The following is a 19,441-nucleotide window of genomic DNA, read 5'->3' as shown; positions in this document are numbered from 1 at the left end:
TAATTTAATAAACTTATTGGTAGTGACTCGATAAAATCAATTTCTATGAAATCGCGATTTTATTAAGTCACGCCTTTTTTTATTATAAAATGGCAATATTATTTTCATATACACATAATATTTTATGTGTTATAATTCTAAGTTGAGCATCAAAAAATATTAAGGAGGATTAAAATGGCATTTGATGGTTTTTTTGTAAAAAAGATGGTGGAGGAATTAGAAGAAAATATTCTTAATGGACGAATTAATAAAATAAATAATTTATCAACGGATGAATTTGTTTTTTCTATTAGAAAAGGGAAAAACTTAAAGCTTTTTTTATCTGCAAATTCTAATACGTCTAGAATACAGTTAACAAATAATAGTTATGAAAATCCTTCAACACCTTCAAATTTTTGTTCTGTCTTAAGAAAATACTTAACTGGTGGAATAATATTAGAAATTAGTCAGGTTAATAACGATCGTATAGTAATTTTAAAAATTAAAAATTTTGATGATTTAGGTTATGAAAAGTACTATTATCTAATTACAGAATTAATGGGAAAACATTCAAATATAATACTAACTAATGAGGATAATATTATTTTGGAATCGCTAAAAAATAGTTATAGTTTAGAGTACAAGAGATCAACTATTTCTAATATGGAATATACATTACCTCCAACGGCAAAAAAAATTAATCCTTTTGAGTTCAATGATTATACTAATGTTGAGTTTTCTATAGAAGATAAGAAGTTTTTAATGAAAAATTTCTATGGAGTTTCAGCTTTGTTAAATAATTATTTTAAAAAAATATCAGCAGAAGATATGAAAAATTCTTTTATAAGTTTTTGTAAGGAATTTGAAAAATATTATAAACCAGTCATAATAGAAGAAAATGGTAAAAAGGATTTCTACTTTTTTGATATCAATGGTTATAGTAAGAACTTTGAATCATTATCACAATTACTTGATTATTATTATATGGATATAATCAGAGAGTCAATTAATAAGAATACTGATAGAAAACTATTTAACTTTATTAATTCTAAAATTAACAGATTGAATAAAAAAATCAATATTTTAGAAAATGAACTAGAACAAGCTAATAATAGAGATGATTATAAATTAAAGGGACAGCTTTTAATTTCAAATATTTATTTATTTAAAAATAAAATACCTGAGACTATATCATTACAAAACTTTTATAGTGAAGATTTAACGGACATTGAGATAGAGTTAGATCCTAATTTAACTATTGAAAAAAATTCAGAGAAATACTTTAGTTTATATAAAAAGAATAAGAGAACAATTGAGAATCTAATTGAGCAAATTGAGATTGCTAAGCACGATTTAGGTTATTTTGAGACTATTAAGTTCCAACTTGAAAATGCTGATAAAACTGATATTGCAGAAATCAAAGAGGAATTGATTGCTAATGGAATACTGAAAGAGAAGATTAAGTCAAATAAGAAAAAAAATAAGAGTAATTATTTTGTAGTTAATCATAATAATACGGCTATTTATGTTGGAAAAAATAATCTTCAAAATGATGCTATTACAAATAAATTAGCAAGAAGAGATTATTTATGGTTTCATGCTAAAGACATACCTGGTAGTCACGTAGTAATCTTTGATAATAACCCTAGTGAAGAGACAATAGAAGTTGCATCAATGTTAGCTGCGTATTATTCGAAGTTTAAAAATGAAGAGTATGTTAATGTCGATAGGACACTTATAAAAAATGTAAAAAAAATATCAGGTGGTAAACCTGGCTTAGTGACTTACACTGGGCAAAAAACGGTTAAGCAAAAGATAGATAAAGTTCTTATTAGACAGCTTTTATTAAAATAAAACAATAGGTAGTCAAGGATGATGAATATATGAATGATAAATTAGATGTAAAGACAGGTGTAAAAGACACATTACCGACAGTTTTTGGCTATATAGGTATAGGATTGGCCTTCGGAATTATTGCTAGTTCGATAGGACTTAACCCATTTTTTGTAGGTGCAATGTCATTATTTATATACGCCGGAGGAGCTCAATTTGTAACAGTAAGTATGCTTTCGAGTGGTTTTCCGATACTCTCAATTATCATTGCAACATTTCTAATTAATTCAAGAATGATTTTAATGAGTATGGCGGTTGCTCCATTTTTTAAAAAATATAGCATATATAAAAATATCTCTATTGGTACTCTCTTAACAGATGAGAGCTTCGCGTTAGGGATGAATAAACAAAATTATACAAGAGGAATATTGACTTATGAATGGTTTAATGCTGTAAATTTAGTATCTTATTTTACATGGGTGGTTTCCTCTGTGATAGGGGGCTTATTAGGAGGAATAGTTAAAAATCCAAAGGCACTAGGTTTAGATTTTGCTTTAGTTGCTATGTTTATAGGGTTATTATACTTACAAGTTATATCAGATATTACTATTAAGAAAAAAGTACAATTTCTAGTAATTGTTGTTGTATTCTTCTTAGTGTATTTTGGAATGATTTTTATTCCAAGTAATGTATTAATTATAGTGGTTACTTTAATAGGATGTGCAATTGTAACTTGGTTATCCAGGATACTTCCATTTATATTGTTGAAAAAATTTGATTTACCTAAAGCGGTTACAGAATATCTTAGCTTAGTGCCGATTGTAATAATGTCAGCTTTGTGGTTTGACAGTCTACTTATACAAAAGATTGGATACCTTCCTAAAATTAATTATGAAAATCTATTTGCTTCTTTACCTATGGTATTAAGTGCAATTATTTCAAAAAGTCTTTTAGTAATAGTTCTAATAGGAATAGTGTCACTAGCGATTATTAGACTTGTATTTTAAAAATAAAAATTGAGAATTTTTAAAAAATACTAGTAAATTAATTTTCAACTTAAATATACATGTTTATTGTTTAAATTTTTTCTATTTTGTGGTATCATAAAAAGATAATAAATCATAATTAAAGGATACGAAAAATGGAGAAAGGATTATTGATAGTTCTTTCAGGACCTTCAGGAGTTGGTAAGGGGACTGTTAGAAAGAGAATTTTTGAAAGTAATGATGTAGACTTCGAATATTCAATTTCAATGACTTCTAGGGGAATGAGACCTGGCGAAGTAGATGGGGTTGATTATTTCTTTAAAACAAAAGAAGAATTTGAAAATTTAATTCAACAAGGAGAGCTTTTAGAGTATGCTCAATATGTTGATAATTATTACGGAACTCCCGTTAAATATGTAAGGGAGACTATGGATAAAGGAAAAGATATATTTTTAGAAATAGAAGTTCAAGGTGCTGGTCAAGTAAAGAGTAAAATACCAGATGCTTTATTTATATTTTTAGCCCCTCCAAGTATAGCAGATCTGAAAGATAGATTAAAAGGTCGCGGAACGGAAAGTGATGATGTCATAGAATCTCGTATAGCAAAAGCTAAAAAAGAAATAAATATGATGCATCTTTATGATTACGTTGTTGAAAATGATGAAGTAGATAGAGCTGTAGAAAGAATTAAAGCTATTATATTAAGTGAACATTTGAAACGTGAACGTATTGAGATGAAATATAGAAGAGCGTTATTAGAATTAGAAGAAATGTAGGAGAAAAAAATGTTATATCCAAAGTTAGATGTATTAAAATCAAAAGTAAATTCAAAGTATATGCTAGTATCTTTAGCAAGTAAAAGAGCAAGAGAATTATTTGCTAATCCTGAAACGAAAAAATTAGAAAAGTATACTTCACACAAAGAAGTAGGAAAAGCATTAGAAGAAATTGCTGAAGGTAAAATTTCGGTTTTAGAAAAATAGTTTTAATTTTTTATTTACAAAATAATTTTTTTAGTGTAAAGTAATATAAGTGTTTTCTTTGAGTGATCGCGGCAGTAATGCTGAGGAAAGTCCATACTCACACAGGCTGAGATGCCTGTAGTGTTCAATGCTAAACGAAAAAATAAGTTTAGGCACCTTTAGGTGACGGCAGATAATATGACCTAAGTAGGTTTCTATATGGTTATATGTCTTGAAAGTGCCACAGTGACGGAGTTCTTATAGAAATATAAGAAGTGGAACGCGGTAAACCCCTTGAGTGAGCAATTCAAATTTTGGTAGAAGCACTTATTCCACAAAAATGAATGTAGGAATAGGAAATATGTATATATTTAGACAGATGATCACAGCTATTTTTACGAGAGTAGACTAGTCTCGATTGAGTAAGGTAGATACAGAATATGGCTTATGATAAGAAAAACAACTAGTTCTAGGGGCTCTTTGGAGCCTCTTTTTTAAGGAGGAAGAAATGAATTTTAATTTAGTAGCAACAACACCTATGGGAATTGAAGCGATTGTAGCTAAAGAAGTACAGGAATTAGGTTATGAAACAAAAGTAGAAAATGGGAGAGTATATTATTCAGGGGATAAAAGAGCAATAGTACGTTCTAATTTATGGTTAAGATGTGCGGATAGAGTTAAAATTGTGGTTGCACAATTTCCTGCATATACCTTTGAGGAGCTTTTTGAGAAAACAAAAGCAATAGAATGGGATAAATATTTACCAGTTGATGCTAAATTTCCTGTAGATGGACGTAGTCATAAATCTACATTGTTTAGTGTTTCAGACTGTCAATCTATAGTAAAAAAAGCAATTGTAGAAAAAATGAAGAAAAGTTATGGCATAACAGGATGGTTAACAGAAACAGGAGCAAGATATAGATTAGAAATCATAATGCTAAATGATATTGCTACTATTTTATTAGATACATCTGGAGATGGACTTCACAAACGAGGATATCGTGCGAAGCAAGGTACTGCACCGTTAAAAGAAACATTAGCAGCTGCAATGGTTAAATTAACAAACTGGAAAGGTGAAACGCCTTTGTATGACTTGTTCTGCGGTTCTGGAACTTTATTAATAGAAGCGGCTATGGCAGCGCAAAATATGGCACCGGGTATTAATAGAAATTTTGATTTTGAAAAATGGCCATGGATGCCGAAAAGTCTAGTAGATGAAGAAAGAAATAAGGCAGAAGATCTTATTGATTATGATAAAGAATTAGAATTATATGGTTCTGATATTGATCCTAAGATGATAGCAACTGCAGAGAATAATGCCGAAGAAATTGGATTAGCAGGAGTTATTAAGTTTAAACAGATGTCAGTTTTTGATTTTGTAGCGAAGAAGGAAACTGGATGCGTAATTGCCAATCCTCCGTATGGAGAACGTTTAGGTGAGAAAAAAGAAGTGGAGGCTATGTATAAGTTTTTAGGAACTGAACTTAAAAATAAAAAACATTGGTCACTTTACCTTTTAACTTCTCATAAAATGTTTGAACATTTATATGGGAAAAAGGCAACAAAAAGAAGAAAACTTTTCAATGGTTCCATTGAATGTACCTATTATCAATACTGGGGAGAAAAATTAAAATAACATTTGACAATTATAAAAATATATCATAAAATAAGGATGTAAGTAGAGTTATATACAAAAAAGAAAAGAGGTTGAGTTTATGCATTTAACTAAAAGTACTGAACAAGCAATCTGTATTATGGTAATGTTATACCTTCAAGATAGGCATGTTTTCTTAAATTCGAAGGAAATTAGCCAACGTTTAAATATTTCTCCAACATATCTGAAAAAAATTATGAGAAAGCTAGTTGTTAATGACTTAGTGAAAGCTAATACAGGTATTGGTGGAGGATATAAGTATAAATCTAATAAAAAAGTTACACTATATGATATATATGTAGCCCTTAATGATGAGGTAGAAATTTTTGCACTAAAGACAGATTATGTTTCAAAAATTTTTGAGGGAGCTTTAGCAGTAGATAAACGTTATAGCAAATATCTGAAAAAAGTAAATACTATTAATAAGGCAATCAAATCTTCTCTAGAAGACATTACAATAGAGAATCTAGTAGAAGACATTTTAGAGGAGAATTCTAAGATTAGATTAGATTGGAATAACTGGGAAGAAGAATTTGAGAGAGTAAATGTCTTCTTTAAAGGATAAAAAAAAAGTCGATTATGAAAGTTTCATAATCGATTTTTTATATTACAAAGCACTAGAAAATGCTTCGATAAATTTTTCTATATTTTCAAAATCTTCATCAGTATCAGCTTCGATTTCAATTTTAAGATTTTCTGTTGGATTAGTAGCACCTGTTTTAGCAATTTGTTCATTAAATTGATCTACACAAACGCAGTACTCATCATAGATAGTATCACCAGTGCCAATTACACCGTATATTTTTCCTTCATAATTTTTGTCTTCAAGTGCTTCAAAAAATTCTTCCATTTCTTCAGGTAATTCACCTTCACCATATGTGTATGATGCAACTATAAAAGCATCCGCGTCATCAAGAAAATCAAAATCTACCATGTCTTCAATGAATAATTTTTCTATTTCTAAACCTTTTTCTTCTTCGAATTTTTCTATAATTAAATCAGATAACATTTCAGTATTACCAGTTAGACTCGCATAAACTAATTTAATATTCAAAAAAATCCCTCCATTCTATTTGTAAATAAATAATAACTAAAGATAATTATAACGTATTAAAAATATTAAGTAAATAAAAAAAGGCTGTAAAAGTATATTTTTTTGAGCAAAACTATTGAAAATGAATGAAAATTATAGTTTAATTGTAGTATCTTTTACATTACGGAGGTATAATATGGAAAAAGGTTTAAATCTTTTTCATTCTATCTGTAGATGGAGTAAAATTTAAGACTAAAATTTTACAAAATAAAAGAAGATGAGTAATATACTCATTTGGAGGATAGACAATGGAAAACAAATTTACATTTTTTGAGAAATTTATAATGATTTCTACAAAAGAAACTTTATTATTTTTAGTAGTACTATTTGCATTATTTTACTTAATGTATTATTTAGCAAAAAAAAGAGTTAGTTCTTCAAAAAGAACGTTATTATCTACAGCAATTGGTTTACTTTTAGGGATTGGAATTCAAGCCTACTCAGGTTTTAGCGATGAACCCATGAAGATAAAATATGTTGCTGAGACAACTACATGGTATTCATTATTTGGTAATGGATTTATTGATTTAATTAAGATGTTAATCGTACCATTAGTATTAGTTTCGATTATTAATGTCATTGTAAATATTAATGCAAACACTGATGTGAAAAAATTAACAAGACTAACATTGATTATAACGTTAGGAATGGTTGCAATAAGTTCAATTGTTGGATTTGTAGTTTCAGCAGTATTTAAACTTGGAAGTAGTTCAATCGTCTTAGGAAAAGGTGATAGTAAAATTAAAGAAGTGAAGAATGTTGTAACAATTTTACGAGAATTAATTCCTTCAAATCCGATTAAAGCAATGGTTGAATTTAATGTTATCGGTGTAGTAATCTTTGCGATGTTTATAGGATTGGCAGCAAGATATATTCAAAATAAAGATGAAAATAAAGTTAAAACATTTGTAGACTATATTTCTAGTTTACATGCAATTGTTTCTCGTATGACTGTTCTAATAATTAGACTATTACCTTACGCAGTAATACCTTTATTAGCTAACACGATTGCACAAAGAGGATTGAAATCGATTAAAGATGTTTTATTATTTATTGGTTTATTATATGTAGCAGTAGTAATTCAATTTATAATTCAAGGGTTATTTATTGCTCTTCATGGTGTTTCACCTATAACTTATTTTAAAAAAGCTAGTAAACCATTAGTCTTAGCATTTACTTCACGTTCAAGTGCAGGTACGTTACCTCTTACTATTAGTACACTTACTAAAGAAATGGGAGTTAACCAATCAACAGCTAATTTTGTAGCTTCATTCTCATCTACAGCAGGAATGCAAGGATGTGCTGGTATTTATCCAACTATGTTAGTTGTTTTCTTAGCAAATGCTAATGGAATAACAATTGATACAACATTATTTATTATGACTGTGATAGTTGTAACATTAGGGTCTGTTGGTATAGCTGGGGTACCTGGTACATCAATTACAGCAGCATCGGTATCTGTAAATGGAGTAGGTTTTGGAGCGCTATTTAATCAAATTAATCCAATTTTAGCAGTAGATCCAATTTTAGATATGGGACGTACATGCTTAAACGTAAGTGGAGGTATGACGAATTCAATTATGGTAGATAAACATTTAGGTTTATTTAATAAAGAAGAATTTAATAAGTTTGAAAAAATTTCAGAATAGATAATCTAATCGCAGTGCAAGTTGTACTGCGATTTTTTAATTAAATATAGTTTTGTGAAAATAAAATTTTTTAGAAGACAAAAATTTGTGAAGTAAGTTTTTTTACTTTCTTTTATGTATATTATTAGTGTTTTTGTTCTCAATATGATAATATTATAAAAGTAAAAATTTAGTAATCAATCAAAATTTTGGTCAAAGCATTATTTTGCAATTACGTTAAAATATATGGAGGTACTATGACTGAATTTTTAAAAGAATATGATGTTATTGTAATTGGAGGTGGGCATGCTGGTATAGAAGCAGCTCATGCATCAAGTAGAAAAGGTGTAAAAACCTTAATGATTACAATTAATTTAGATACTATTGGTTTTATGCCATGTAATCCTAGTGTTGGGGGGCCAGCAAAAGGAATTGTTGTTCGTGAGGTCGATGCATTAGGTGGACTTATGGGGCGTGTAGCTGATAAAACGAATATTCAAAGTAAGATGTTGAATACTGCAAAGGGACCAGCTGTAAGGGCGTTAAGGATGCAATCTGATAAAGTTGAATATCAACTTGAAATGAAGAGAGTTTTAGAAAACACGCCAAACTTAGATATCGAGCAAGCGATGGTACGCGAACTAATTGTTGAAAATAATAAAGTGGTTGGTTTAAGAACGATGCTTGGTACAGCTTATAAAGCTAAAGCAATTATAATTACTACAGGAACATACTTAAGGGGAGAAATAGTAATAGGTGATATTAAATATTCTTCAGGTCCAAATCATCAAATGCCATCTATTGATCTTGCTAAACAATTAGAAGAATTAGGATTTGACTTAGTTAGATTTAAAACAGGAACACCGCCAAGAGTTAACGCTGATAGTGTAGATTTTTCAAAAACATCTATACAGCCTGGTGATGATGAAGAGCATGCATTTAGTTATGAAACTACAGAATTTGTAAAAGATCAAGTTCCTTGTTGGTTAACTTATACTAATACAACAACGCATGAAATTATTGATAAAAACTTAGGTCGTTCTGCAATGTACTCTGGAGTAATAAAAGGAACAGGTCCAAGATATTGTCCAAGTATTGAAGATAAGTATGTGCGTTTTAATGATAAAGAAAGACATCAACTTTTCTTAGAACCAGAAGGTAGAAATACAAAAGAAATCTATGTACAAGGGTTATCAACTTCTTTACCAGATGATGTACAAAGAGAAATGGTTCGAAGTATTGCGGGATTAGAAAATGCAGTTATTATGCGTAATGGCTATGCTATTGAGTACGATGCTGTAAATCCAACAACACTTTGGCCAACTTTAGAGACGAAATTAATCGATGGATTATTTACTGCTGGTCAAATTAATGGTACTAGTGGTTATGAAGAAGCTGCAGGTCAAGGAATTATGGCGGGAATAAATGCTGCATGTAAAGTACTGGGTGAAGAACCGATGATACTTGGTCGAGATGAAGCATATATTGGAGTTCTTATTGATGACTTAGTAACAAAAGGAACAAACGAACCATATCGACTTCTTACTTCAAGAGCTGAACATAGATTATTATTACGTCATGATAATGCGGATATGAGATTAACAGAGAAAGCATATAACTATGGTCTTATACCAGAAGAACGCTATAATAAATTCTGTGAAAAACGTAGTATGGTTGCTGATGAAATAGAAAGATTAAAAACTTTTAGAATTACCCCTACAGCTGCAACATTAGAAAAATTAGTTGAATTAAATAGTGCTGAAATTCGTGACGGTATACTAGCAATAGATATGCTAAGACGACCAGAACTAACTCATGCTAATGTACTTTATTTGGCAAATGATGAAACTGTTCTTCCTAAAGATGTAATAGAACAAGTAGAAATTGAAGTGAAATACGAAGGGTATATAAAAAAATCTATCCAACAAGTAGAAAAACTTAAAAAAATGAATGAGATGAAAATTCCTGCTGATTTGAGTTATGATGAAGTACCAAGCTTGGCTCTTGAAGCAAGGGAGAAACTAAAAAAAGTTTTACCATTAACTATAGGTCAGGCATCTCGTATATCAGGTGTCAATCCAGCGGATATTTCTATACTTTTAGTATATTTAGAACAACAAAGAGGTATGAATAATGAATAAAGAACAATTCTATAGTGCGGTAAAAGAGAAGGTTGGTATAGAATTAACTGAACTTCAAAAAGAACAGTATAATAAATACTATAATCTAGTAGTAGAATGGAATCAAAAAATCAACCTTACTGCTATTACTGAGGAAGAAGAGTTCTATACAAAACATTTTTTTGATTCGATTTCTTTAGCATTTTATAAAGATTATTCGAATATAGAAAGTATATGTGATGTAGGAAGTGGAGCAGGATTTCCCTCTATACCATTAAAAATATTATATCCGAATTTAAAGGTTACTATTGTTGATTCGTTAAACAAACGTATAAAATTTTTAAATTTAATAAAGGATGAATTAGGTTTAACTGATTGTAATTTTGTTCATTCTAGAGCAGAAGAGTTCGGACAAAATAAAGACTATAGAGAGAGTTTTGAAATAGTTACTGCAAGAGCAGTTGCAAGATTAAATGTGTTGTCAGAACTTTGCTTACCGCTAGTAAAAAAAGATGGATATTTTTTAAGCTTGAAAGCACAAAAAGCTGAAGAGGAAACAAAAGAAGCAATAAATGCAATTAAACTTTTAGGTGGGAAATTAGAAAGAGATTTAGAATTTGATCTTGAGGGAGAGGAGCGACATATTCTAGAAATTAGAAAAGCTAAAGAAACTCCAAATAAATACCCAAGGAAAGCAGGTATACCCAATAAAAAGCCACTATAATTGAATAATAAAGGGAGAATATTGTAGTAAAATCTACGTATTCTCTTTTTGTATACACTTTATTAACGTAAAGAGAGAAAAAAACAACAAATTTTCAAAAAATTCTTTACTTTTTTTCGATTTTATATTATTATATTTATTATATTCATTAAAACATAAAAAAAGGAGGATATTTATGCCAAAATCAGTAAAGGATTTTCTTAATATAATTTTAAACGGTACGGCCCTAGGAGTTGTATCTGGATTAATTCCAAACGCTGTTTTAAGCACTTTATTTAAATATTTGGGAACAGTATTTGCACCAGGGGTATTCACAACATTAACACAAGCTATGTATTTATTACAATTTTCTATTCCGGTTTTAGTAGGAGTTATTGTTGGACAAAGTTTAAAATTTAAACCATTAGAATCAGCGGTATTAGGGGCAACAGTTCTAGCAGCTAGTGGATCATTAACATTTAATGCTCAAACTAAAGCATGGACTGGTGTTCCAATGGGAGATTTATTTAACGTAATTTTAATAACAATTGTGGGTGCTTTAGCAATTAACCTTGTTAAAGATAAATTCGGAGCAGTTACTATTATTTTCTTACCGATAACAGGTGGACTAGTAGCTGCATTAGGTCTAGTAACTTTACCTTATACAAAAAGTTTAACAAAACTTTTAGCATCAGTAATTTTTGAATTTACAAAATTACAACCAGTTTTAATGTGTGTATTGATTACAATGGCATTTTCATTCTTAATAGTTACACCTGTATCAACAGTAGCTATGGGATTAATTTTATTCACTAATGAAAACTATGTGGGAGCAGGAGCAGCTACATTAGGATTAGTATCAGCGGCTGCAGTATTAGCGATAGGTACTTATAGAGCTAATTACAAAGGTGCAAGTGCTGCAATTATATTGGGTGCTATTAAGTTAATGATGCCTAACTGTGCACGTAAACCACAGCTACTTCTTACAATTTTAACAACAGCTGCAGTAACGGGTCTTTCGGGATATTTCTTAAAAATCTTGGGAACTCATGAAAGTGCAGGATTTGGAATTATCGGTCTAATTGGACCTACTAAATCTTATGCAATGAATAATGGAAATTTACTACCAGTTTTATTAGCATTCTTTGTAATTCCATTTACTGTAGCATTTGTAGCAGATAGATTTTACTCAGGTGTGTTAAAATTATATACTAAAGATGCATATAAGCCAGAAAACTTATAAGAAATTTAAAGATATTCGAAGTATTTCGAGTATCTTTTTTTGTGTAAATTAAATAGTAGGTGACGTTGACAAAGTTTCAATATAGTTATAAAATTAGTGTAGAATAAAAAACACTAAAGGAGAAGAATTATGAAAATATTATTTGCAGGAGCAGGGGCATTAGGTTCAAGGTTTGGCTATATGTTGTTTAAAAATAACGAGGATGTTACATTTGTCGATTCTTGGGAAGAACATGTTGAAAATATAAGAAATAACGGGTTAAAAGTAATTATTGATGAAGAAGATTTAGGAAATTATTATATTCCAATATATAGACCAGACCAAGTTTCTGGTAAATATGATGTTGTTTTTGTGGCAACAAAGTCTATGCAATTAAGACCAATGTTGGAGCAAGTAAAACACCTTTTCCATAAAGATACTAAAATCATTTGTATCTTAAATGGTCTAGGACATGTTCAAACATTAAAAGACTACATAAAAGAAGAGAATATACTTATAGGTGTAACGGTGTGGACTAGTGGTCTAGCAGGACCAGGGGTGCTAAGTGCTCATGGAGTCGGCAAAATAGAGTTAAAGCAGGTTAAAGAAGATAATTTAGATAAAACTTTGGACTTGGTTAATAGATTAAATGCTTCTGGATTAAATATTAAATATTCAGAGGACACATATCAATCTATTTGGCATAAAGCTGGACTAAATTGTGTTTTAAATACATATTGTACTTTGATTGATTGCAATATTAATCAGTATGGAAGTTTTGATAAGAATATTGAATTGACTAGAGCTGTTTTAAGTGAAGTTACAGCTGTAGGAAAAGCAGAAGGAATAGAGGTGAAACAAGAGGTTATAGAAAAAAATATAGAAAATCTATTTTCTTTAGAAACTGGGGGAGCACATTATCCATCGTTATATCAAGATATGAAAAATGGAAGATTAACAGAAATCGATTATTTAAATGGAGAAGTTTCTAGGTTAGGAAAAAAACACAATATTCCAACTCCCGTCTGTGATGTTATTACATTAATGATTCATTCTAAAGAATATATTAATAAAAATAAGTAATAAATAAACTTTTTAAAAAGAGATTGCAAAAGGCTCTAAATAGAGAAATATCAATGTTTTACTTGTATTTTTTTGATAAAAAAGGTATAATAGTTCGTATGTTCATTTGACTATTTTTAATTAGGAGGAAAAGATATGTCATTAGAAATTAATAATGAATTTGGTCATGTTTCTATAAGTGATGATGTTATTGCATCAGTAGCTGGTGGTGCAGCTGTAAGTTGCTATGGAATTATAGGGATGGCTAGTAAAAATCAGGTTAAAGATGGAATTACAGAAATTTTGCGTAAAGAAAATTATGCAAAAGGTATAGTAGTAAAAAAAGACGAAGAAAGATTAGTAATTGATTTATACATTATAGTTATGTATGGAACTAAGATTTCAGAAATAGCTAACAATGTTCAATCTTCAGTAAAATATCAAATAGAAAAAACTCTTGGTGTTAAGGTAAATGAAATTAACATTTATATTCAAGGCATCAAGGTAAATAAATAGGAGGAAAGATAGTGGAGAAAATTAACGGACTCGTTTTAGCTGAAATGATCGATTTAGGATCGAAAAACTTGGCAAAGAATGCAGAAAAAATAAATTCATTAAACGTTTTCCCTGTACCAGACGGTGATACAGGAACAAATATGAACCTTTCAATGTCATCAGGTGCTAAAGAAACAGCAGCAAATGTTGTTGAGAACATCGGTGAATTAGGTAAATCTTTTTCTAAAGGATTATTAATGGGAGCACGTGGAAACTCAGGTGTTATCCTTTCTCAACTATTTAGAGGAATGTCTCAGTATATAGCTGATAAAAAAGAAATAGATGCAAAAGAATTTGCAGCAGCTATTCAAAATGGTGTTAGTATTGCTTATAAGGCTATTATTAAACCTGTAGAAGGAACAATTCTAACTGTTGCTCGTGAAGCTGCAGAAGCGGGTGTCAAAGTTGCGGAAAATACTAATAATGTAATAGAAGTTATGGAAGCAATTTATGCGGAAGCTCAAGCTTCATTAAAGAGAACTCCTGATTTACTACCTATATTAAAAGAAGTTGGTGTAGTAGACTCAGGTGGTCAAGGTCTTGTATGTGTATATCAAGGTTTTGTAGCAGCACTAAAAGGTGAAAAAATCGACGGATTGGAAGCTGTAGAAACTAATGTTGTTGACATGCAATTTGAAGATGATCATGATATGGACTTTATGAGCCCAGAAGATATCGTATATGGATTCTGTACTGAATTCACAGTTCGTCTTGACGGTGAGAAAAAAGAATTTGATGAAGATAAATTCCGTGCCGATATGAGTAAATTTGGGGATTCATTACTAGTTATTTCGGATAGCGAGTATGTAAAAATACATGTTCATACAGAAACTCCAGGAGATGTGTTCAACTATGGACAACAATACGGAGAACTAATTAAAATTAAATCTGATAATATGAGAGAACAACACCGTGAAGTACTTAGAAAACAAGAAGCAAAACAAGCAACTGTTCCAAAAGAACTTAAAGAACAAGCAATGATTTCTATTTCTATGGGAGCTGGATTAAGTAAAGTTCTAACTTCAATGGGAGTTGATTATATTGTAGAAGGGGGACAAACAATGAACCCATCTACTGAAGATATTATGAAGGCTATTAAAGAAGTTAATGCTAAAAATATCTTTATCTTCCCTAATAATAAAAATATTCAACTTGCAGCAAAACAAGCTGCAGAGTTAGCTGAAGAAAATGTCTTTGTTGTTGAAAGTAAAACGGCACCTCAAGGATTAGCAGCAGTAATGGTATTTAGTCCTCAAACGGCTCCTGAAGAAAATTTTGCAAATATGCAAGAGGTATTATCTACAGTAAGTACTTTAGAGGTAACCCATGCTGTTCGTGATACCAATATTGAAGGTGTTGAAATCAAGAAAGATGAATTTATGGGAATCAGAAATGGTAAGATTGTAGTTTCTAACCTTTCACTTAATACAGTATTAGAAGAATTATTAGAAAAATCAATCGATGAAGATACTGAAATTGTTACACTATACCTTGGTGAAGAAAGTACAGAAGAATATACTGATTTCTTAGAACAATTAATAGAAGAAAAATATCCTGATGTAGAAGTAGAACTAATTGAATCAGGACAACCGGTATATCCATATATTATCGGAGTTGAATAATAATTAAATGTTAAATAAAAAAGTAGCATTAGTCTAAAATGGATTAATGCTACTTTAAAGTTGATAAAGTAGAATATCAATATACTATTAATTTAAGTAAAATAGAATATGAATTGAAAGGAGAAAACATGGTTGATATAATTATAGCATTATTATTAGCTGCAGGTGCGTATTTAGGGTACAAACGAGGGTTGATTATGCAAATTTTTTATCTAGGAACTATTGTAATAGGTTATATAGTGTCTATGTTATTTAGTTCAAGATTGGCATATTTATTTACAAGCATGATTCCAATTCCAACTGATGTAACAGAGGGTTTAGAAGGAATTTATAAAGGTCTAAATATACCAAGTGCATATTATCGAGTGGTTTCGTTTATTGTGTTATTTATTGTAATTCGATTAATAATACAAATTCTAGCACAAACATTAGGAGTTGTAAGAAAATTACCGTTAATAAAAATAACGGATAGATATTTAGGAGCTATATTAGGGTTTGTGGAAATTTATTTAATAGTTTTTGTAGTCTTATATTTAGTTACAGTATTGCCTACTCCAGATTGGAAGATAGCTATATTTAAAGATTCGGTGTTACCTGACTATATAATACAAAACACACCAGTGTTATCAAAACAGTTTATTAATTTATTTTTTAATAAGTAATTGAGAAATTCGGAGTACGCAAGATGCTTCGAATTTTTTATATACTTAAACCAGATTATGATTTTAATCGAAAGAAATTGTTTAATACTTGTATTTAGTGTATAATAGTTTGTGTTATAAAAAGATAAAGCATGTAAATTAGATAGAAGGAGTGAGATTAGATTGAATAAAATTACTCAAAAGAAACTTAATTTAGACTTAGTTTTAAAAGATATAGAGAAATATTGTTTCTCAGAGTTATCTTATGAAAAAGTGAAAAATTTAGAATATATAACAAATTATGGTAAGTTAGTAGAAGTTCATAAAGAAAATGAAGAAGGATATGACTTACTAAGAAAATATCCAAATGAATTTAAATTAAAAATATTTGATTATAATGCTAGTGTTAAGAAAGCTAAAGTCGATAGTGTGCTTTCAGAAAAGGAACTCTTCTATATACTAAGAAATATTATTACTTATGATAGATTTTCTAGAAGATTTGAGAGTATTAAATTACAAGAACATTCTTCATATCCAAGTTTAACGAAATATGTAGTTAAACTAGACGATTTTAGTGATCTTGAAAAATATCTAGATAGAATAATAGATGAGGACGGTTATATAAGACCAGACGCTTCATTAGAACTGAAAAATATCAAAGTAAATATTTCTAAGTTAAAAAATAAAAGTGATCAAATTTTAAAAAATATCTTACGTTCAAATGTTAAAAAATTAACTGAAGCAATTGTTACAAAGAGAAATGACCGTGATGTTATTTTAGTAAAACCAGAATATAAAAATGATTTTGGTGGAATTATCCATGATGAGAGTGCTTCGGGTAATACTTTTTATGTTGAACCAAAAGAAAATGTAGAGATTAATAATGAAATCGGAATACTAAAACGTAAAGAAAAAGAAGAAATTCTTAGAATTTTAAAAGAAGCTTCAGAAGTTATTAAAGAAAATGCAGATGAACTTATAAATTCACTATGGAATTTTTCACAAATTGAATTTATCTTTTCAAAAATGAATTTTTGTACAAGAAATGGATTTAATAAACAAAATATAGTAAATTCACAAGAGCTTAATTTAAAGAAAGCATATAATCCTTTAATTGATAAGGATATTGTTGTAAAAAATGATGTTTTTCTTGATAATAAAGGTAACTCTTTAATTATTACTGGACCAAATACGGGAGGTAAAACAGTAATTTTAAAAACAGTAGGCTTATGTGTATATTTAACTCATTTAGGATTCTATATTCCTGCTTTAGAGGAATCGAAAGTTGGTTTTTTTGAAGATGTGTTTGTAGATATAGGAGATGAACAATCTATAGAGAATAACTTATCTACTTTTTCTTCACATATGACTAATATAATTGATATATTAAATAAAACAAATGATAAGAGTATTATTCTATTAGATGAATTATGTTCAGGAACTGATCCAAGCGAAGGTGCTGTTCTATCAATTGCGTTATTAGAAAAATTCAAGAATCTAAATGCAACGATGTTATGTACAACGCACTATCCAGAAATTAAAAACTACTGCTTTGAATCAGAGTATTATAAAAATTCATCTATGGAATTTGATTTTGAAAAATTAAAACCAACGTATAGATTCATAATAGGATTACCAGGGAAATCTAATGCGATAAATATTTCTGCCAAATTAGGTTTAGAGCAATCAATTATAGATGAAGCGAGTTCGTTATTAGAAGTTAATATAAAAGAGAATAATCTTTTCATAGATAAACTTTCAGAGAGTATTAGAGAATATGATTATAAATTAGAATATATAAATAAATCTATAGATGAAATTGATGAAGTTAAAGAAACTCTTGAATCTAATTTACAAAAATATGAGGAGTATAAAGAAAGTCTGTATAATGATTTAAGTATAGAGTTAAATAAAGAAATAGAAGAGAAAAAAGAAGAGATGCTTGAAATTTATAGAGAATTTAAAGATAATACTTCTTTAAAACAACATGAACTTAATGATTTACTTCATTCTATGGATAAGAGTAAGAATAACATAAAATTACAAAGAAAATTAGAGAGTGAACCTAAGTTTAATAATAGTGAAATAAAAGTTGGTGACGATGTACTTGTCTTAAGTTACAATCAAAGAGCGACTGTATTAGAAATTTCAGGAAATACCCTGCAAATTAAAATGGGTGCTATGAAACTAAGTATCAAGAAAAAAGAAGTTAGAAAAATTGATAGTGAACCAGAAGTAGCCAAACGATATGTAAGCACAAGTAGTGTAAGTAGTAAAAAAGTAGGTATTGATATCAATGTAATAGGGTTAAATACAGAAGAAGCTATAAGAGAAATTGAAAACTACATGGATAAAGTAATACTTCAAGGATATGACACATTTACTATTATTCATGGTTTAGGTTCAGGTATACTTCGTAAAAATATCGGAGAATATCTTAAAAATAATAGATATGTAGCTAGCTATAGAACCGGTGGGCAAAACGAAGGTGGAATGGGAGCTACTGTGGTTGAGATGAAATAAAAGGTTAAGTTGGATTAAATTCCAACCTAACCTTATTTTTTATATATCCAATATCTTAATGTAGTTCTAGATTTTTCTACTACTTCGTTTTCTAAAATACCGCCACATGATTCAATAGTACGTTTTGAAGCTATATTATTTTTATCGCAAGTAATTAGAATTTTCTCTAGACCGAGTGAAAATAAAAATTTAGAAGTGTAGTTTAACATTTTCTTACCATAACCTTTTCTTCGCTCTGATTTTCTAACACTATAGCCTATATGGCCACCGAAGTTTAATAAGTAGTCATTAAGTTCATGCCTTGCGTTAATAATACCGACAATCTTATCATTATCTAGTGCAAAGAAAGTATGAGCAGTAACAAATCCAGGAGTAACTGTTTCTTTATATTTAGTATTTTCTACAAATTTTACCCATTCAGGGATAGATAAAGCAGTCATATTAGCTGCACCTTGAATGATTTCATTATTAAGAACAAATTCTTCTTTGTAATCTAATATTTGTTCAAAAGTAACATCTTTAGGTTCTTTAAAAATAATCATAATAAATTCTCCTTGTACTATGTTATTTATATAATATCTCAATAAAACTTTATTGTAAATAGTAAATGGAAAGAAATAATGAAATAAAGATGAAAAAATATGAAAATAATGTTGACAAGTTCTAAAACAGATGATAAAATAGTAAAAGTCTTCTCAAGAAGAAGACGAACAATGAAACATTTATAATAATTTAAAGTTAAGAAAATAAAAAAAACTTCTTGACAAAAACTTATTGAAGTGATAGAATAATGAAAGTCTTCTGATGAAGGCAAAAAAACATTTTTAAAAAGTTTCGAAAAATACTTGACAAACTATT

General features: G+C 29.2%; 17 protein-coding genes and 1 other RNA gene. 16 read left to right on the top strand and 2 right to left on the bottom strand.

Translation table 11 applies throughout. From position 1 onward, the window contains the following. Positions 1–174 precede the first annotated feature (174 nt). From RWL85_RS00765 to RWL85_RS00735, 7 genes are all read left to right on the top strand, one after another. Positions 175–1,833 carry an NFACT RNA binding domain-containing protein gene (locus RWL85_RS00765; protein ID WP_314083869.1) on the top strand — a complete coding sequence of 553 codons (1,659 nt, stop codon included), beginning with the start codon at positions 175–177 and terminating at the stop codon, positions 1,831–1,833. A gap of 29 nt (positions 1,834–1,862) precedes the next feature. Further along, the gene (locus tag RWL85_RS00760) at positions 1,863–2,819 is read left to right on the top strand and encodes an AzlC family ABC transporter permease (protein WP_314083867.1); all 957 of its coding nucleotides are present in this window, start codon (positions 1,863–1,865) and stop codon (positions 2,817–2,819) included. 134 nt (positions 2,820–2,953) lie between these two features. Then, complete coding sequence (gene gmk / locus RWL85_RS00755; RefSeq protein ID WP_314083864.1) at positions 2,954–3,574, top strand: guanylate kinase; 621 nt, start codon at positions 2,954–2,956, stop codon at positions 3,572–3,574. A 9-nt stretch (positions 3,575–3,583) separates the two neighbouring features. Continuing rightward, complete coding sequence (gene rpoZ, locus RWL85_RS00750; RefSeq protein ID WP_314083862.1) at positions 3,584–3,781, top strand: DNA-directed RNA polymerase subunit omega; 198 nt, start codon at positions 3,584–3,586, stop codon at positions 3,779–3,781. A 54-nt stretch (positions 3,782–3,835) separates the two neighbouring features. Continuing rightward, positions 3,836–4,213, top strand: an RNA gene (gene rnpB / locus RWL85_RS00745) — RNase P RNA component class B. Between the two features lie 55 nt (positions 4,214–4,268). Beyond that, complete coding sequence (locus tag RWL85_RS00740; RefSeq protein WP_314083860.1) at positions 4,269–5,396, top strand: class I SAM-dependent RNA methyltransferase; 1,128 nt, start codon at positions 4,269–4,271, stop codon at positions 5,394–5,396. A 79-nt stretch (positions 5,397–5,475) separates the two neighbouring features. Beyond that, positions 5,476–5,979, top strand: a complete 504-nt coding sequence (locus RWL85_RS00735) for an Rrf2 family transcriptional regulator (protein WP_314083858.1) — start codon at positions 5,476–5,478, stop codon at positions 5,977–5,979. A gap of 42 nt (positions 5,980–6,021) precedes the next feature. Here the strand turns inward: RWL85_RS00735 and RWL85_RS00730 are convergent, their stop codons facing one another. After that, positions 6,022–6,468 (bottom strand): flavodoxin, encoded by a 447-nt coding sequence (locus RWL85_RS00730; protein ID WP_314083856.1) that lies wholly within the window; start codon positions 6,466–6,468, stop codon positions 6,022–6,024. Between the two features lie 287 nt (positions 6,469–6,755). On the opposite strand from RWL85_RS00730, the gene RWL85_RS00725 reads away from it, so the two are divergent. The 9 genes from RWL85_RS00725 (at position 6,756) to RWL85_RS00685 (ending at position 18,583) form a co-directional block, all read left to right on the top strand. After that, entirely contained in the window at positions 6,756–8,156 is a 1,401-nt protein-coding gene (locus tag RWL85_RS00725) for a cation:dicarboxylate symporter family transporter (RefSeq protein WP_314083854.1), read from the top strand. A 236-nt stretch (positions 8,157–8,392) separates the two neighbouring features. Then, positions 8,393–10,276 (top strand): tRNA uridine-5-carboxymethylaminomethyl(34) synthesis enzyme MnmG, encoded by a 1,884-nt coding sequence (gene mnmG / locus RWL85_RS00720; protein ID WP_314083852.1) that lies wholly within the window; start codon positions 8,393–8,395, stop codon positions 10,274–10,276. Further along, positions 10,269–10,979, top strand: a complete 711-nt coding sequence (gene rsmG, locus RWL85_RS00715) for a 16S rRNA (guanine(527)-N(7))-methyltransferase RsmG (RefSeq protein ID WP_314083850.1) — start codon at positions 10,269–10,271, stop codon at positions 10,977–10,979. The genes mnmG and rsmG overlap by 8 nt, the downstream gene beginning before the upstream one ends. Positions 10,980–11,154: 175 nt before the next feature. After that, positions 11,155–12,201: a PTS sugar transporter subunit IIC gene (locus tag RWL85_RS00710; protein ID WP_314083848.1), complete on the top strand. Its 1,047-nt coding sequence runs from the start codon at positions 11,155–11,157 to the stop codon at positions 12,199–12,201. 129 nt (positions 12,202–12,330) lie between these two features. Beyond that, entirely contained in the window at positions 12,331–13,263 is a 933-nt protein-coding gene (locus RWL85_RS00705) for a 2-dehydropantoate 2-reductase (protein ID WP_314083846.1), read from the top strand. A 135-nt stretch (positions 13,264–13,398) separates the two neighbouring features. Beyond that, positions 13,399–13,758 (top strand): Asp23/Gls24 family envelope stress response protein, encoded by a 360-nt coding sequence (locus tag RWL85_RS00700; protein WP_314083844.1) that lies wholly within the window; start codon positions 13,399–13,401, stop codon positions 13,756–13,758. An 11-nt stretch (positions 13,759–13,769) separates the two neighbouring features. Then, on the top strand, positions 13,770–15,419 hold the full coding sequence (locus RWL85_RS00695; RefSeq protein ID WP_314083843.1) for a DAK2 domain-containing protein: 1,650 nt from the start codon (positions 13,770–13,772) through the stop codon (positions 15,417–15,419). 128 nt (positions 15,420–15,547) lie between these two features. Continuing rightward, on the top strand, positions 15,548–16,081 hold the full coding sequence (locus tag RWL85_RS00690) for a CvpA family protein (protein ID WP_314083841.1): 534 nt from the start codon (positions 15,548–15,550) through the stop codon (positions 16,079–16,081). Positions 16,082–16,243: 162 nt separating this feature from the next. After that, positions 16,244–18,583: an endonuclease MutS2 gene (locus RWL85_RS00685; protein WP_314083839.1), complete on the top strand. Its 2,340-nt coding sequence runs from the start codon at positions 16,244–16,246 to the stop codon at positions 18,581–18,583. A gap of 32 nt (positions 18,584–18,615) precedes the next feature. On the opposite strand, the gene RWL85_RS00680 is transcribed toward RWL85_RS00685, so the two are convergent. Then, positions 18,616–19,125 (bottom strand): GNAT family N-acetyltransferase, encoded by a 510-nt coding sequence (locus RWL85_RS00680; protein WP_314083837.1) that lies wholly within the window; start codon positions 19,123–19,125, stop codon positions 18,616–18,618. Positions 19,126–19,441: the final 316 nt, after the last annotated feature.

Source organism: uncultured Gemella sp. (assembly GCF_963515875.1).
In the GTDB taxonomy this organism is placed as follows: domain Bacteria; phylum Bacillota; class Bacilli; order Staphylococcales; family Gemellaceae; genus Gemella.
Note: the sequence above shows the minus strand (reverse complement) of the source record. Positions and strands in the feature narration are given on the sequence as shown.

What these genes read in the sequence shown, in the direction of transcription:
- RWL85_RS00765 (WP_314083869.1), top strand. Translation starts at nt 175, where the DNA reads ATGGCATTTGATGGTTTTTTTGTAAAAAAGATGGTGGAGGAATTAGAA.
- RWL85_RS00760 (WP_314083867.1), top strand. Translation starts at nt 1,863, where the DNA reads ATGAATGATAAATTAGATGTAAAGACAGGTGTAAAAGACACATTACCG.
- gmk (WP_314083864.1), top strand. Translation starts at nt 2,954, where the DNA reads ATGGAGAAAGGATTATTGATAGTTCTTTCAGGACCTTCAGGAGTTGGT.
- rpoZ (WP_314083862.1), top strand. Translation starts at nt 3,584, where the DNA reads ATGTTATATCCAAAGTTAGATGTATTAAAATCAAAAGTAAATTCAAAG.
- RWL85_RS00740 (WP_314083860.1), top strand. Translation starts at nt 4,269, where the DNA reads ATGAATTTTAATTTAGTAGCAACAACACCTATGGGAATTGAAGCGATT.
- RWL85_RS00735 (WP_314083858.1), top strand. Translation starts at nt 5,476, where the DNA reads ATGCATTTAACTAAAAGTACTGAACAAGCAATCTGTATTATGGTAATG.
- RWL85_RS00725 (WP_314083854.1), top strand. Translation starts at nt 6,756, where the DNA reads ATGGAAAACAAATTTACATTTTTTGAGAAATTTATAATGATTTCTACA.
- mnmG (WP_314083852.1), top strand. Translation starts at nt 8,393, where the DNA reads ATGACTGAATTTTTAAAAGAATATGATGTTATTGTAATTGGAGGTGGG.
- rsmG (WP_314083850.1), top strand. Translation starts at nt 10,269, where the DNA reads ATGAATAAAGAACAATTCTATAGTGCGGTAAAAGAGAAGGTTGGTATA.
- RWL85_RS00710 (WP_314083848.1), top strand. Translation starts at nt 11,155, where the DNA reads ATGCCAAAATCAGTAAAGGATTTTCTTAATATAATTTTAAACGGTACG.
- RWL85_RS00705 (WP_314083846.1), top strand. Translation starts at nt 12,331, where the DNA reads ATGAAAATATTATTTGCAGGAGCAGGGGCATTAGGTTCAAGGTTTGGC.
- RWL85_RS00700 (WP_314083844.1), top strand. Translation starts at nt 13,399, where the DNA reads ATGTCATTAGAAATTAATAATGAATTTGGTCATGTTTCTATAAGTGAT.
- RWL85_RS00690 (WP_314083841.1), top strand. Translation starts at nt 15,548, where the DNA reads ATGGTTGATATAATTATAGCATTATTATTAGCTGCAGGTGCGTATTTA.
- RWL85_RS00680 (WP_314083837.1), bottom strand. Translation starts at nt 19,125, where the DNA reads ATGATTATTTTTAAAGAACCTAAAGATGTTACTTTTGAACAAATATTA.